This window comes from Limnoraphis robusta CS-951, assembly GCF_000972705.2.
In genome coordinates, this window is record NZ_LATL02000077.1 from 1 (window position 1) to 14,550 (window position 14,550).

The 14,550-nt window shown below is 44.5% G+C and carries 15 protein-coding genes and 1 pseudogene; 11 read left to right on the forward strand and 5 right to left on the reverse strand.

Translation table 11 applies throughout. The annotated features are described in order from the left end of the window. The 5 genes and pseudogenes from WN50_RS34570 to WN50_RS06720 form a co-directional block, all read left to right on the forward strand. Window positions 1-627, forward strand: a pseudogene (locus WN50_RS34570) (S-layer family protein); the annotation flags it as partial. A 255-nt stretch (window positions 628-882) separates the two neighbouring features. After that, window positions 883-1,179: a hypothetical protein gene (locus tag WN50_RS06705; RefSeq protein WP_046279376.1), complete on the forward strand. Its 297-nt coding sequence runs from the start codon at window positions 883-885 to the stop codon at window positions 1,177-1,179. 102 nt (window positions 1,180-1,281) lie between these two features. Then, window positions 1,282-1,629: a YtxH domain-containing protein gene (locus tag WN50_RS06710; RefSeq protein WP_046279377.1), complete on the forward strand. Its 348-nt coding sequence runs from the start codon at window positions 1,282-1,284 to the stop codon at window positions 1,627-1,629. A 169-nt stretch (window positions 1,630-1,798) separates the two neighbouring features. Then, complete coding sequence (locus tag WN50_RS06715; protein WP_046279378.1) at window positions 1,799-2,983, forward strand: RNA-guided endonuclease InsQ/TnpB family protein; 1,185 nt, start codon at window positions 1,799-1,801, stop codon at window positions 2,981-2,983. Between the two features lie 263 nt (window positions 2,984-3,246). Next, the gene (locus WN50_RS06720) at window positions 3,247-3,810 is read left to right on the forward strand and encodes a hypothetical protein (protein WP_046279379.1); all 564 of its coding nucleotides are present in this window, start codon (window positions 3,247-3,249) and stop codon (window positions 3,808-3,810) included. Here the strand turns inward: WN50_RS06720 and argB are convergent. The 4 genes from argB to WN50_RS06740 form a co-directional block, all read right to left on the reverse strand. Further along, window positions 3,807-4,700 (reverse strand): acetylglutamate kinase, encoded by an 894-nt coding sequence (gene argB, locus WN50_RS06725; RefSeq protein ID WP_046279380.1) that lies wholly within the window; start codon window positions 4,698-4,700, stop codon window positions 3,807-3,809. The two genes, WN50_RS06720 and argB, sit on opposite strands and share 4 nt — an antisense overlap. A gap of 202 nt (window positions 4,701-4,902) precedes the next feature. Then, window positions 4,903-5,442, reverse strand: a complete 540-nt coding sequence (mreD, locus tag WN50_RS06730; RefSeq protein ID WP_200906228.1) for a rod shape-determining protein MreD — start codon at window positions 5,440-5,442, stop codon at window positions 4,903-4,905. 50 nt (window positions 5,443-5,492) lie between these two features. Continuing rightward, window positions 5,493-6,278 carry a rod shape-determining protein MreC gene (mreC, locus tag WN50_RS06735; protein WP_046279382.1) on the reverse strand — a complete coding sequence of 262 codons (786 nt, stop codon included), beginning with the start codon at window positions 6,276-6,278 and terminating at the stop codon, window positions 5,493-5,495. A 600-nt stretch (window positions 6,279-6,878) separates the two neighbouring features. Further along, window positions 6,879-7,886, reverse strand: a complete 1,008-nt coding sequence (locus WN50_RS06740) for a rod shape-determining protein (protein ID WP_046277828.1) — start codon at window positions 7,884-7,886, stop codon at window positions 6,879-6,881. Between the two features lie 662 nt (window positions 7,887-8,548). Here WN50_RS06740 and WN50_RS06745 point away from each other — a divergent pair. The 6 genes from WN50_RS06745 to WN50_RS06770 all read left to right on the forward strand — a co-directional run bounded on the left by WN50_RS06745 (window position 8,549) and on the right by WN50_RS06770 (window position 14,101). After that, a complete protein-coding gene (locus WN50_RS06745) occupies window positions 8,549-8,905 on the forward strand; it encodes a single-stranded DNA-binding protein (protein ID WP_046277829.1) in 357 nt (118 codons plus the stop codon). A gap of 142 nt (window positions 8,906-9,047) precedes the next feature. Continuing rightward, window positions 9,048-10,313 carry an RNA-guided endonuclease InsQ/TnpB family protein gene (locus tag WN50_RS06750; protein ID WP_235440858.1) on the forward strand — a complete coding sequence of 422 codons (1,266 nt, stop codon included), beginning with the start codon at window positions 9,048-9,050 and terminating at the stop codon, window positions 10,311-10,313. Between the two features lie 102 nt (window positions 10,314-10,415). Next, window positions 10,416-10,943 carry a tetratricopeptide repeat protein gene (locus tag WN50_RS06755; protein ID WP_046277830.1) on the forward strand — a complete coding sequence of 176 codons (528 nt, stop codon included), beginning with the start codon at window positions 10,416-10,418 and terminating at the stop codon, window positions 10,941-10,943. 73 nt (window positions 10,944-11,016) lie between these two features. After that, window positions 11,017-11,958 (forward strand): response regulator, encoded by a 942-nt coding sequence (locus WN50_RS06760; protein ID WP_046277831.1) that lies wholly within the window; start codon window positions 11,017-11,019, stop codon window positions 11,956-11,958. A gap of 38 nt (window positions 11,959-11,996) precedes the next feature. Next, entirely contained in the window at window positions 11,997-12,710 is a 714-nt protein-coding gene (gene ubiE / locus WN50_RS06765) for a bifunctional demethylmenaquinone methyltransferase/2-methoxy-6-polyprenyl-1,4-benzoquinol methylase UbiE (RefSeq protein WP_046277832.1), read from the forward strand. A gap of 158 nt (window positions 12,711-12,868) precedes the next feature. Further along, window positions 12,869-14,101, forward strand: a complete 1,233-nt coding sequence (locus tag WN50_RS06770; protein WP_046277833.1) for a DUF445 domain-containing protein — start codon at window positions 12,869-12,871, stop codon at window positions 14,099-14,101. A gap of 14 nt (window positions 14,102-14,115) precedes the next feature. On the opposite strand, the gene WN50_RS06775 is transcribed toward WN50_RS06770, so the two are convergent. Then, on the reverse strand, window positions 14,116-14,550 hold a 435-nt coding region (locus tag WN50_RS06775; RefSeq protein ID WP_049558514.1), incomplete at its 5' end, for a zinc ribbon domain-containing protein.

Sequence of the window (14,550 nt, forward strand, 5' to 3'; positions counted from 1 at the left end):
GGCACGGGTGGAAATATTACGATTAATAGTAATCAGTTAGTTGCAATTGAAAATAGCGATATTTCTGCCAATGCTCAAGCGGGGTTAGGGGGTCAAGTGATTATTAATGCAGATGCCGTTTTTGGAACTCAATTCCGTACTCAACAAACCTCAGCCAGTGATATTACTGCAACCTCTGAACTGGGTGCAGAATTTAGCGGAACGGTTGAATTAAATAGCGAAATTGACCCCGCTCAAGGATTAGTAGAATTGCCTCAAACGGTTGTTGATCCGGCTGCATTAATTGCTCAAGATGCCTGTAAAAAAGGTCAATATAGTTCATTTGTGAATACAGGTCGTGGGGGATTTCCACCTAGTCCTCAAGAAAGTTTACGCAGTGAAGAAACATTAGTTCCTTTAATAGAATTGCCTCCAGATATTGAGTCTCGCCGCAATCATTCACCCTCTCAAAGAAATAGAATTTCCAGAAATTACTCTAGAAAATCTGATCGGGTTTCGAGTGCAGATATTGTTCCGGCTAGAGGATGGATACGCAATCAGAAAGGAGAGGTAATTCTTGTGAGTTATGACCCGACTCTAACCGGAGTTCAACGTCAGCGACAACCGACAATTCAATGTCAACCTTAAACTTTTCAAAGACAAAAGTTAACCACTTCCCCAGCTTCTCCGCCAATCCTATATCGCAAACATTTAAGTATTTCATATGAAATTCTGGGTAGGGGCGTAAGGCTTACGCCCTTACTTACACCCTTACGCCCTTACTTACTAAAAACGGCGATCGCTAAATTTTGATCAATTGACTCACACCTGTATTCTGTTTGCTATCTTAAGAAAGATACTGACTCAAAAATGCTGTGAATTGAGCTAGAGCGTCAACGATTTATGGTTGTTACAGTGATCTGTATTAATGTGTTAATCTCGGTTGTTTGCCTTTATGTGGCTCGTAAAGTTTGGCAGCTTCGTAGAGGGTTAGCCCGATTTGACCTGATTCTCACCCGCCTAGAACATCGTGCGAATATGCTGTTGTATCGAACCCGAAACTTTGTCGTTCGGGGACAATCAACCAGTTCTCAACTCAAACAGCAGTATGACTCGCTTCAGCAAAAACTGCAACAACTCGAAAAAATAATCGCAATTGTCCGCTTAACTCGACTCATTCTGTGGCGACAAAGATTTTGAGTTGCACAAGTCAACCGCCTGGAGTCAGAATTGTTAAAGGTTTCAGGAAACGACGGGCGCAAAGCTGTCTACAATGACTGTAGGGGATATTAAGTTTTAGGTATGTCAAATAATCGTTCTGGCTCGTTTGTTGGTGGTTTGATACTTGGATCTGCCGTAGGAACCGTCATCGGTTTGTTAGTCGCACCCCGCTCTGGGAAGGAAACTAGACAAGTCTTGAAAAAGTCTGCTCAAGCCCTGCCAGAATTGGTGGAAGATCTCTCAACTAGCGTACAAATCCAAGCAGATCGACTCTCCGAGTCAGCTTTGCGAAGCTGGGAAGATACCTTAATCAGACTCAAAGAAGCCGTTGCTGCGGGCTTAGAAGCCAGTCAACAGGAACGCCAAGTGATGTCTGATCAGGTGAAAAACACAGAGACCTCTTACAGAGCCCTTGGCGATCAAAACTAGATTGTTCGGGCGGGTGAGCCGGAAATACTCTGTTGAACAGTATCTCATCAAACCGCCCTGACCGAAAAAAAGCGGGATGCAAGCCCCGTCGTTTACGACGGTTAACTTACTTTCTGCATATAGCATCTATGTGGTACCATAATATTATACGCCAAGCAAGCCAGTGTCAATGATCGTCTACGAATTTAAAGCAAAAGGAAAAGCGTATCAATATAAAGCAATCGATGAAGCCATCCAAACATCTCAGTTTGTTCGGAATTCTTGCTTGCGGTATTGGATGGATAATCGCGGACTCGGAAGAAAAGAGTTGTATCGATATAACACTGAACTCCGAGCTATGTACCCTTTTGTCAGGGACTTTAATTCACACGCTTGTCAGGCATCTGTAGAACGATGTTGGTCAGCTATTGCTAGATTCTACGATAACTGCAAAAAGAATATTCCGGGTAGGAAAGGCTATCCAAAGTTCAAGAAGAATAGTCGTTCTGCTGAATACAAACAGAGCGGATGGAGACTTTTAGACCCCAAACATATCGAATTTATCGATAAAAAAGGGATTGGAAAACTCAAACTTCTTGGAACCTGGGATCTTGCATTCTATCCAGTTGAACACATTAAACGAGTGAGGCTGGTTAGAAGGGCTGACGGCTATTACGTTCAATTTTGTATCCAAGTCGATGTGAAGGTAAAAATACAACCGACAGGGAAAACAGTTGGGTTAGATGTAGGATTAAAAGAGTTCTACACCGATAGTAATGGCAATACTGAGTTAAACCCTCGTTTCTACAGAAAAAGCGAAAAACAGTTTAAATTTTGTCAAAGACGTGTTTCAAGAAAAAATATTGGCAGTGCTAACCGATTAAAAGCGATTAAGCGACTAGGCAAAGTACACCTCAAGATAAGTAGGCAACGTGTAGAACACGCCAAAAGACTGGCGCGTTGCGTAATCCAATCAAACGATTTGGTCGCCTACGAAGACTTGAGGATTAAGAACTTAGTAAAGAATCATTGTCTAGCCAAGTCAATTAATGATGCGGGTTGGTATCAATTCAGAAAATGGCTGGAGTATTTTGGAAGCAAGTTTGGTCGGGTAACGGTTGCCGTTAACCCCGCTTATACTTCTCAAAATTGCTCAAATTGTGGAACAACCGTTAAAAAATCTCTATCAACTCGAACTCATATTTGTCGGTGTGGGTGCGAGTTAGACAGGGATCATAACGCCGCAATTAATATTCTGAATTCAGCTTTGAGTACGCTAGGGCATAGCGGAACTTGGATCTTAGATCAAAACGCTTCAGGAGATTTGTCCTCTACTGTGATAGGAGAAATCCTGTCTCAGCAAGTTGAGTCGTAGAATGAAGAATCCCCGCCTTTTAAGGCGTGGGAGTGTCAAAAGCTCTCTCTCAAGAATGAAGCGGAGGAGGCCTCAAAGTAAGCGTGATAGAATAATAACCGCCATCGGTTCTGAACTGATGGTTTCTATCTCTGGCTCCCAAGGTTGGCGATCGCTCTTGAGCCAGTGTAACAGATAACAAATTCTAGAGAAAATAAAGAGTAGGTTGTTCTCAACCTCTCAACTCTATCCCGTTAACCTCTTGCATCCTTAATTTTAATCCCGTGAGCGACCCCGTGTTTTGGCTTGGCTTGTCTATCTTACTGGTTGCTGCCAGTCTGAGCGCCGTGTTAATTGCCGCTTTACCCGCTTTGCAAGCCCTGGCGCGAGCGGCTCGTAGTCTTGAAAAGCTTGCAGATACCCTATCTCGGGAGTTTCCCCCGACTCTAGAAGCAATTCGGATGACGGGATTAGAAATTAGTGAACTCACCGATGATGTCAGTGAAGGGGTGCAGAGTGCAGGTCAAGTCGTTAAACAAGTCGATCGCAGTATTGACAATGCCAAAAAACAGGCTGAGAAAGTACAAACCACAACAGAGCGTTTTTTTCAAGGGTTTAAGGTCGGCTGGAACACGTTTCGTCAAGGCAGTCGTCGTCCGGTTGAGCGGTTAACCCCCTCACCAAAGCCCGTTTCTCGATTTGCAGAGCGTCGTGATCCTTACTTAGAAGAATCCTTCAGCCACAGCGATCCCGAAAGTTTTTATGAGGAAGCGGGTAGGGAACCTCAAACATCCCCCTACCCCAAACCCGAATCTGAAGCCCTCAATTCTAACCGTGCTGAAGGTTAGGACAAAAATTCCGAAGCAACAATCATCGTACCAATACCCGCATCGCTGAAAATTTCCTGAAGCAAGGCATGGGGCATCCGACCATCAATAATATGCGCTGCCCGTACTCCTTGGGCTAAACTCCTCACACAACAGTTGACCTTGGGAATCATTCCACCTCCAACAATTCCCTTCTCAATTAAGCCTCTCGCTTCTTGAATATCCAATTTAGCAATTAGCGTTTCGGGGTTATGGTAGTCTTCTAAAATTCCCGTCGTATCCGTCATCAAAATCAGCTTTTCAGCCCCCAAAGCCGCCGCGATTTCACCCGCTACCGTATCGGCATTAATATTATAAGCTTGTCCAGTATCATCTGCGGCTACACTGGAAACAACTGGGATATAGTGACTATCAACTAAAGACGCCACCAGCTTGATATTGACACTATTCACTTCTCCGACAAACCCAATTCCCTCTTGATCTTGAGGTCGGGCTACAATCAGGTTAGAATCTTTCCCACACAATCCCACTGCCGAACCCCCAGCTTGGTTAATGAGAGCGACAATTTCCTTATTGACACGCCCCACCAAAACCATTTCTACGACATCCATCGTCGCCGCATCTGTAACCCGTAGACCGTTTTTAAATTGGGGTTCAATTCCCAGTTTGCCCAACCAAGTGTTAATCTCAGGGCCGCCACCGTGAACCACAACAGGACGAATTCCCACACAGGACAGCAACACAATATCCCGAACCACTTGTTGCTTCAAATGGCTTTCCTTCATGGCTGCCCCTCCATACTTCACAACTATGGTGCGGTTCGCAAATTTTTGGATATAAGGTAGGGCTTCACTGAGAACTTTTACCCGACTGACTTCATCGGTTTGATCAAAATCACTCTGTTTGAGCATAGCTATCTATTGTCTAAGCTTGAAGCTTAAATTTTAGCAATGTCTGTCAGAATATCCCGATTTTAAAGGGTATTTTAACTTCCGCAGTTGAGGTTGAACTTCCCGTTACAATATCAAGAGCAAGAGTCAGCAATTCTCAGTTATCTCGATCAACTTTTGAATTCTCCTTCTGCCTCCTGCCTCCTGCCTACTTTTCTTGAGATCAGTAATGGATTGAATTCGATGATTTCATCAACTCCCACCAACGATTGAGGGGAAAGTAAACCACCGGCGCCCATAGACTGCTCAAAATGGCAGAACTCAGAGCAACCTGTTGCTGATAGACCCACAAATCCATTAAAGAATGATTGCTCATTTGACTAAATTGTAAGGCTCTAATTGTCTCGACCACAATTGCCATTCCAAACACAATTAAAGCCACAGAAACAAAGTCTTCCTGCATTTTTTTCATAAGATGCTTGTAAATGAAGACAGTCAGAACTCCAACCAGCATAAAAGAGAAAATATGACTCGGATTAGAAGCCGTAATTCCATCTAAAATTAATCCTAAAACCAACCCGGCAACTGCGGCTGAAAAAAGCGATCGCTTCAAACTCCAAACCACTAACCAAATTAACAGCCAATTGGGTTTAATGCCGAACAATTCCAGGGCGGGGATCGGTGCCAACACCACTAAAACACAAATAATCACAGAAGTGCCGGTGACACTAGAGTTTAGAATTTGACGAGTCAACACAAACATCACTCCCATACAATCAAACAACAGTTCAAGTCTACAAAAATAACGATTTTCTAATTTTTAATCTCAACTTTTTCAATGGATTTCGGGTTCGGATAGACAACCACCCATTCCAGCGATCCCAAGGGAACGAAAAATTCAATCACAGCTTCCGGTGCAGGTGCTTTATTCAAATCCACCGAAACCACCTTGCCAACAGGCCAACCCGCCGGAAAAATTTGACTAAACGCCGAAGTCACAACCACATCATCGGCTTTCACCTTCGGAACATTGTCAAAGAACTCCATCACACCCTGATTATTTCCTTGACCCTTGAGATAGCCCATTTGCCGAGTGCGACTGACCGCTACCCCCACCCGACTGGTGGGATCACTCAACAGCAACACCTGGCTGGTATTTTGCGTGACGCTAACAACACGACCCACAACCCCTCCTGGCCCCATGACCAAATTATCCACTTTGATCCCACTTTGGCTACCGCGTCCCAAAGTCACTTGCTGCCACCAATGTTCTGCGCTGCGGCCAATCACAGGGGCAACAACCCCTTTATCATTGGGTTTAGAAGAAATATATCCTAAAAGTTTTTGCAGCTTTTGATTTTGGCTTTTTAGCTCCTCAATTTCAGCTTCTAACTGATCAATACGGGCATTTAACACCGTTCCCTGTTGCTGAACAATCATCGCCTGTTCCTCAGACTGATGAAACGGCCGACTCACCCAATAATAGATTTCAAACAATGCCGCTCCCTGAGTCTGCCTTACCAGCCACGCTGTCAACACCGCTAAACCCAAGAGTGTTAATTGTGATCCGTGTCGATTCCACCAACTCCTTGTATTCATCAGGCTTTCTCCCAAATCTAACCCCGCATCCTCCAACAATATGAGAAACGGATATTTATTACCAAAAATTGCCGCACACGCCCCTACCTTTTAGGTATGGGGATATAAGGCTCTTTCAAATGCTATAATAACTCTACTGGCAGGGTATTCAACCAGTTGAAAAACCCAGCATCTAATCGATGCAATGAACCTTGAAAACTTAAGGTATGGGGTTCTTGCCAGGAATGCTTTGGCCATATAAAACCTTAAAGCACCAAGTACAGAGAATCAAGCATTTTTTTCTCAAGTACGGTAGGGCATACCGAAACTATCTCTGAAATGGGATGAACGACTGGGGAGACGAACCCCTCAAAGAGTAGGTTAGGAAACCAGCTTGCTGTAAGGGTTGTCAATGAATCAGTAATCCAAAGCCGTGAGGTTTGGAGAATCCCCTTTCTTTAGAAATGGGGAGTATGTCAAAAAGAACGAATGCAATTCATTTCAAGCCCCATCGATTGATACTGACAAGCGAACAAAGTCAATCCGTTCCGCAATCATCAATCCGTTGTCTGTTGTAGAGACACACGCCGCCGCGCATATCTCTACCCTAACCCCAAGGGGTTATACTGTACGCGATCGCGCCGTAAATACCCGTTCAAGCTGTTTCGGATTTTCTAAAACCCGTCCGGCTCCCAAAACGACACAGCAAAGCGGGTCAGCCGCGATATGAGTCACAATGCCAGTCTCGTGACTAATCAGAGTATCAATCCCTTTCATTAAAGCCCCACCCCCCGCTAACATGATGCCGCGATCAACAATATCGGCTGCTAATTCTGGAGGTGTTCGTTCTAGGGTACGTTTCACCGCATCCACAATAATAGACAGAGGTTCTGACATACTTTCCCGCACTTCCGGGGCTTTAATCGTCACGGTTCGAGGTAAACCCGATAACAAGTGAATTCCTCGCACCTCCATGATGCTATCCTCATCTTCATAGGTTGGATAAGCCGAACCCATACGAATCTTGATATCCTCGGCAGTTTGTTCGCCAATTACTAAGTTGTGAACTTTTTTCATATACTGGATGATTGCTTCATTGAGTTCATCTCCAGCAATCCGAACCGATTCACTCAGAACCGTTCCTTGTAAGCTTATAATAGCGACTTCCGTCGTTCCTCCACCGATATCAACAATCATATTTCCAGTCGGATCAGCAACAGGCAGTCCTGCACCAATAGCCGCCGCAATGGGTTCATCAATCAAGCGCACATCTCGCGCTCCCGCTTGCAAAGCCGCTTCCATTACAGCCCGTCGTTCGACCCCAGTGACTCCACTGGGAATTCCAATGACAATTCGAGGTGCAATCAGAGTTTTGCCTTGATGCACTCGTCGAATAAAATACTTCAGCATCTGTTCAGCATAGTCGAAGTCCGCAATCACACCATCGCGCAAAGGTCGCAGTGCAATTACGTTATTGGGAGTTCGACCGAGCATTTTTTTGGCATCTGTTCCGACAGCAAGAGGAATTTTTTCATCTTGATCAATGGCAACCACAGAGGGTTCTTGGAGAACAATACCCTGGCCAGAAACATAAATTAAGGTGTTCGCAGTCCCCAGGTCAATACCCATGTCCCGCGATAAGGAAAAGCGATTTAGAAGACCCACCGTTTTTTTGCCCCTTAAGTCAAAACCAATAGAACTTTTTTGAAAACAGACCCAACTCAATCGATCCAGACCCTATTACACCCCAACACATTGATTGTTCCACTTTCTGATCTCAACCGTAACAGTACAAACCGTTATCGGTTCGGTTTGGTCAAAAACAAACGACTTCACCCCAAGTCCGTAGCGGAATTCCCTTGGCTTGCTGAGTCCAAAGCTTTTTCTACCATCTTTGCTTTCTCTTTCTGGGGTAGTTCAGGCGATACCGGAAGCTAACAGCACAACTTGAAGGAATCGATGTGGATTGTATTATGTTTTGAGGCAAGAGTCTAGTCCTGGGGGTAAGAGACAGTTATAGCGCGAAGCGCTAGGCAATCTTGCAAAAGGCAAGAGGCAAGAGGGGGGAAAAGTTCAATATAGTAAGGCTTTTGGCTATTCTTCGTGCCGTGCATTTGTCAATATACCAGCGCGAACTGCTATACCAGTTGTCCCAACTCCCAACTCCCAACTCCCAACTCCCTATTCCCTATTCCCTATTCCCTATTCCCTATCCCCTGTAACCTGTAACCTGTTGCTTGTTGCCTGTAAAATAGATATACAATCATCCAGAGTCGAAAAATTAAAGCCAAATGAGCCTTAATATTGTTACCCTTGTCGGTCGTGCGGGTCGAGACCCCGAAGTGAAGTATTTTGAGTCGGGTAAAGTCGTTTGTAATCTCACTTTAGCCGTTAACCGCCGTCGCCGCACGGATGAACCGGACTGGTTCAATCTGGAAATTTGGGACAAAACCGCAGAAATAGCTGCAAACTACGTTCGTAAAGGAAGCTTAATCGGGGTAAAAGGCACGCTTAAGTTTGACTACTGGGACGATCGCGCTACTGGGGTGAAACGCTCTAAACCCGTTATTCGAGTTGAGCAACTCGAGTTACTCGGTTCTAAGCGCGATAACGAGAGTATGCCAGAAACCAGTTATGAGGAATTTTGAAAGGAATCTTAGCAAAATTAGCTTTCGCGGCGAGAAGCCCCACATCTGAAAACGCAGTGTCAGTGTGGGATGAATCGCCGACGGAGTTTCTCAATTCACCAAATTGCGTTAAAATAAAAAGCATTCGCTCTAAAGTTGCACGATGAGAAACGTAGCAAAAGTCAGGCTATACCCAACAGATGAACAGAAACAAGCCCTTGCAAAAGCGTTTGGTTCTGTTCGCTGGGTGTGGAATTACTGTCTGGAGCTAAATAACCAAGTCTATAAAGAAACAGGCAAGGGTATCTCAGGAATGCAGCTAAAAAAGCAGCTACCAATCCTCAAGAAGAAAGAAGAAACAGCTTGGTTAAAAGAAACCTATTCACAGTGTTTGCAGCAGTCTGTTTTAAACCTTTCTAGGGCTTTTTTAAATTTCTTTGAGGGTCGAGCCAAATTTCCTAGATTCAAAAGTCGTCATGGAAAGCAGTCGATTCAATATCCTCAAAACGTCAAGATTATTGAAAACTATTTGAGTCTTCCCGTGATTGGCAAAATTAAAGCCAATATCCACAGAACTTTCGATGGAAATATCAAAACAGTCACAATAACCAAGACAAAAACAGAGAAGTATTACGCTTCTATTTTGTTTGAAAATGAGGAGACTGAACCACCAATTTCAGACGAGGGTAAAGCCATAGGCTTGGATCTGGGACTTACCCACTTTTTAATTACAAGTGAGGGGTCTAAATATGAGAATCCTCGTCACTTCAAGAAACACTCACACAACTTAAAACGGAAACAACAGAAGTTATCCCGCAAGCAAAAAGCTTCTAACTCTAGGAATAAAGCCCGTAGGTTAGTCGCAAGAGCGTATGAGAAAGTCAGCAACGCCAGGCAAGACTTCCTGCATAAATTGTCTCGCAAAATTGTCAATGAGAACCAAGTGATAATTGCTGAGAACCTTAATGTAAAAGGAATGGTACGCAACCATAATCTAGCCAAGGCGATAAGTGATTGTGGTTGGGGAATGTTCTTGAACTTTGTTGACTACAAAGCGAAAAGGGACGGGAAAACCTTTCTGGAAATAGATCGGTTTTTCCCATCCTCAAAGACTTGTAATGTTTGTCTGAATGTTGTAGAAAGTTTGCCACTTGATATTCGTCAATGGGAATGCAATCATTGTCATACCCAACATGATCGTGATATCAACGCCGCGATCAATATTCGAGACGAGGGATTACGAGTCATCGCGGGGCGTATAAACTGCGCGGGAGACCCACGCAGACAGCCCCAAAGCCTCTGGGACGGGGGCGACTGCCAGTGGAGGAGGTGTAAGACGAAGCCTTCGCAGCTCTCGGAGCTTGCATCCGAGAGAACGAAGACCAAACAAGGGACGCAAGTCTTCTGTGCGGCAACTTCCGATCAATGAACAATCTGTTGATGCTTCGACCAAGACTGTTCAAGAAACTGGAAGCCCACGTCAGAAAGCGAAGCGTCGGCGTAGGTAGTTCACTCAAGATCAATTGTTAGCGTGAGTTTAGACCCCTTAGAACAAATTCAAACCGAGTACCGCTCCGGTAAAATTACCTTTGAACGCGGTCGTTATCGCCAGTCTATCGAACATTTGGAGACCGCTTGTGACTTGGTAGACAAAAACTCTCGTTTGGGTGGAGAAATTCAAATTTGGCTAGCAACAGCCTATCAAGCCCTCGGAAAAACCCCAAATGCCATCGCCCTCTGTAAACAACTCAGCCGTCATCCGAGTTGGGAAACCCGCAAACAATCTCGCCGCTTACTGGAAATTCTCGAAGCCCCGGAGTTAAAAAGTAATCTGGAGGGATTGATCCAAATTCCCGATATGACTGGTATAGATGAGTCAAGCCGATCAACCAAAGATCTGCTAACTCGTTCTGCAACACCCCTGAAACGTTCTACCCCGAAGTCGTCGTCCCCCGAAGCCGTTGATCTGACTCAGGTAAATACCAAAGATAATGGCTTTCTGTCGATGGCATTAATTTTGATTGCCGCACTCATTGGTGGATTATTCTTTTTTTACTAATGTTGTTGCAATACAGAATAACGATTGAACTGGGATAGACTTAATTAGTATCCGAATCATCACGTCAGTATCAATGGAACGTGAAACTTCAGACCTAGAGACTATCAAGCGCCAGCTAATGAGTCTAAATCGACAAAAAAAACCCAAAATGCTGGTCGTCGATGATGAACCAGATAATCTTGATTTGCTTTATCGCACTTTTCGACGGAACTTTAACGTCTTGAAAGCAGAAAGTGGCATTCGCGCCCTAGAAATCCTAGAGGCAGAGGGTGAAGTCGCTGTGATCATCTCCGACCAACGAATGCCCGAAATGAAAGGAACAGAGTTTCTCAGCAAAACAGTCCGATCATTTCCTAATACGGTGAGAATTATCCTCACAGGCTTCACCGATATCGAAGATCTCGTCGATGCGATAAACTCAGGCCAAGTCTATAAATACATTACCAAGCCTTGGGACCCGAACGAACTGAAAACCGTTGTAGAACGGGCAGCAGAAACCTATGAACTCTTAAACCAACGCACCGCCGAGTTAAAACACGCCCAAGAACAAACCCAACTCTTGGGAACTGTGATGCAAGTTGCTCAGGAGTCTCAAAGTCTAGAAACCAGTCTCAAGTTAATGGCAAGTGCGATCGCAGAGAATTTCCAAACAGATACCTGTATCTTACAACAGGTGATCAGCAGTCAATTAACTTCTGCCGCAGGATCATCGAGCCACAGCAAGACCGTCGAAAATTGGTTAGCGATAGACCCTCTGGTTCAGGAATCCCTGAAAACCCGGACCTTACAAGCCTCGATTAATATTCCTAGAGATCCGGCTTACGCTGAGGTCAAACACTACCAAACTTCAGGCGTTCAAGCTCACATCAGTATTCCTGTGATTTTTAGAGAGCAAAGTGTCGCCCTACTCTCGCTTCAGTGGAAACAACCTTGTCAACTGACTCCAGAAGACCTAGATACTCTGCATTGGGTGTCTCAAGCGATCGCTCTAGTGATCACCAGCCTCAACAGTTAAACCCAACCCGAAAAAACCGCCCCATTGTTCAATTTGCCATGAAAAAAGAGCGAATTCAAGCTATTTTTAACCGCATCGCTCCCGTCTACGATCGCATGAACGATCAGTTCAGTTGGGGACAGCACCGCATTTGGAAAAAGATGGCGATAGCCTGGAGTCAAGCTCAACCCGGACAGACTGGGTTAGATCTCTGTTGTGGAAGTGGAGATCTCGCCCTTTTACTCGCCCAACGTTTGGGTCGGGAAGGTCAGGTGTTTGCTGTCGATTTTTCTTGTGACCAACTGGCTCACGCTCAACGTCGCGAGAAACCCTTCACCTTCCCCCTGGCTGCCATTAATTGGGTAGAAGCAGACGCCCTCCATTTACCCTTTGCTGACCAAACCTTTGACTGCGCGACGATGGGCTATGGTCTGCGAAATGTGATTGATATTCCCAGCAGTTTAGAAGAACTCCATCGGGTTCTCAAGCCGGGGGCCACCGCAGCCATTCTTGATATGAACCGTCCGAATGATCCCTGGCTGAGACGCTTTCAGCAGTGGTACTTGGATAGCTTGGTTGTTCCCACAGCAGAACGTCTCGGTTTCAAAGAGGAATACGCCTACATTAATCCCAGTCTCGATCAATTTCCCTCGGGTTGCCAACAAGTCGCCCTGGCTCGGGCTGCGGGCTTCCGACGGGCCAGCCATTATCCGATCGCAGGCGGTATGATGGGAGTATTAGTGGTCACAAAAACAGTTAATACTCAGCAGTAATTAGTTATCCGTCAGTCAAGTTGACCCCTGAGTGGGTAAGTTCGACCTTTTGATCTATTCCCAACTTTTGAACTGATAACGACCAAACGAAGGTGTTTTGAGCTGTTAGCTTTGTTGAGTTGAGGCTAAGTAGAGATAACTGTTCGCTGATCAGTCATATGGCAAACTTGTTTGAATTCTGGGTTTTAATTGCTCCGCCCATTTTAGGCGGGATTATTGGCTATTTCACCAATGATTTAGCCATAAAAATGTTATTTCGTCCCTATCGTCCCATTCGTGTTGGTGGACGTATACTTCCTTTTACACCGGGCTTAATTCCCCGTAACCAAGAACGGTTAGCCAAGCGAATTTCTGATACGATTATGAATTCTCTCCTCACTCCCGAGGAGTTACAAAATCTAGCCCGTCGTTTGTTAAAATTGGAACGAATGGAAGCGACGATTAATTGGCTTTTACGACTTGCATTAGATCAAGTTAAAGCCGATACTGAACAAAAAACGGCTAAAATATTAGGTGGAATTTTACATGATTTATTGGGAGAATCTTTTCCTCGGGTTTTAAAAATTTGGGCGAGACGAGAAGATTTCCTAGAAGTTCAACTTAATCAAATTTTTGATCAAGTCTTATTAGAATTTCAGTTAACAGAATTACAAGCTCGTCAACTCTCGGACTGGTTACTGGGAGTGGTGATTCCACCGGAAGTCATTCGACAAGTTTTAGTTGACTTTCTCACTGATCGCAATATTGCCATCATTGATGAAGGATTTCGAGAACGAACAAGCGGTACTTATTGGGTTGTTGCTAATTTGTTTGGCTTGCGAAATACTTTAACGCGCTTACGGACTTTTTGTTTAGATGAAAAAGAAGAAACGAATCGTCGATTAGCTGAATTAATTATTGCTTTGGGACTGCGAGAACGTCTGCAAGAATGGTTGCAAAATTTGTCTCTCCAAAATTTACCTGTTTCCACGGTTCGCCAGTTACGCAAAACCATGCGAGATTCAGTTCGTCATTATTTCCAAGAGCGCGGAATTGATATCATTCAAGGTTTAAGTCTATCGATTGACTGGGAAAATGTTTCCACCCTCATCTTGAAGCGCCTGCAAGCTTCACCTGTTGTTAGTAATTCATTAGAATTAGTCAGTCAAGAACTCGCTTTAGTTCTTGAACGCTACCTCGAACGCGACTTAGAAAAAATTGTCGCTGAAGTCATCCCTATTTTAAATATCAATCAGGTGATTATTGATCGCGTGATCGCAACTTCTCCTCAAGAATTAGAGGTTGCTATCAATGGAATTGTTAAAAGTGAGTTACAAGCTATTGTCAATTTAGGGGGAGTTTTAGGTGTCATTATCGGCTGCTTACAAACGATCATCTTATTATTTCGTTAGACTGCCTGATACATTTACGCGACATCTTTCCGGCTATTCCCGGACAATGCAACGATAGCACTATCACCTTTGAACGTGATAGAGGCGGTATCCCGCAAAGCTTTTAGAAAGATTCCAAAAGCACCGTTCCAGTCCCTTGGCAGAGTGAAACCACACTCAGGACAATGGAACACTTTTGAGCCACCTAGCTGGGAATGAACGTGACCACAGTGAGTACAGGTTTTGCTCGTGTATTCTTCGGTGACATCTAAAACTGTGGTTCCGGTTATTTCGGCTTGATGTTTCAGCGTTAACTTGAATCGATAATGCGCCCACGTCATCATAGCTCGCGCCGTCTTGGATTTAATTTTCCGCTTGACCTTGGTAACCATATCGGAAGTCTCGAAGGTGGGCAGAAAAATCACGCTGTAGTTGTGAGTCAAGTAATGCGCAATTTGTTTGTGAGCCTC

Bases quoted from the DNA above. Each gene is read 5' to 3' on its own strand.
- WN50_RS06705 (WP_046279376.1), top strand. From the start codon at position 883: ATGGTTGTTACAGTGATCTGTATTAATGTGTTAATCTCGGTTGTTTGC.
- WN50_RS06710 (WP_046279377.1), top strand. From the start codon at position 1,282: ATGTCAAATAATCGTTCTGGCTCGTTTGTTGGTGGTTTGATACTTGGA.
- WN50_RS06715 (WP_046279378.1), top strand. From the start codon at position 1,799: ATGATCGTCTACGAATTTAAAGCAAAAGGAAAAGCGTATCAATATAAA.
- argB (WP_046279380.1), bottom strand. From the start codon at position 4,700: ATGCTCAAACAGAGTGATTTTGATCAAACCGATGAAGTCAGTCGGGTA.
- mreD (WP_200906228.1), bottom strand. From the start codon at position 5,442: ATGTTTGTGTTGACTCGTCAAATTCTAAACTCTAGTGTCACCGGCACT.
- mreC (WP_046279382.1), bottom strand. From the start codon at position 6,278: ATGAATACAAGGAGTTGGTGGAATCGACACGGATCACAATTAACACTC.
- WN50_RS06740 (WP_046277828.1), bottom strand. From the start codon at position 7,886: ATGGGTATTGACCTGGGGACTGCGAACACCTTAATTTATGTTTCTGGC.
- WN50_RS06745 (WP_046277829.1), top strand. From the start codon at position 8,549: ATGAGCCTTAATATTGTTACCCTTGTCGGTCGTGCGGGTCGAGACCCC.
- WN50_RS06750 (WP_235440858.1), top strand. From the start codon at position 9,048: ATGAGAAACGTAGCAAAAGTCAGGCTATACCCAACAGATGAACAGAAA.
- WN50_RS06760 (WP_046277831.1), top strand. From the start codon at position 11,017: ATGGAACGTGAAACTTCAGACCTAGAGACTATCAAGCGCCAGCTAATG.
- ubiE (WP_046277832.1), top strand. From the start codon at position 11,997: ATGAAAAAAGAGCGAATTCAAGCTATTTTTAACCGCATCGCTCCCGTC.
- WN50_RS06770 (WP_046277833.1), top strand. From the start codon at position 12,869: ATGGCAAACTTGTTTGAATTCTGGGTTTTAATTGCTCCGCCCATTTTA.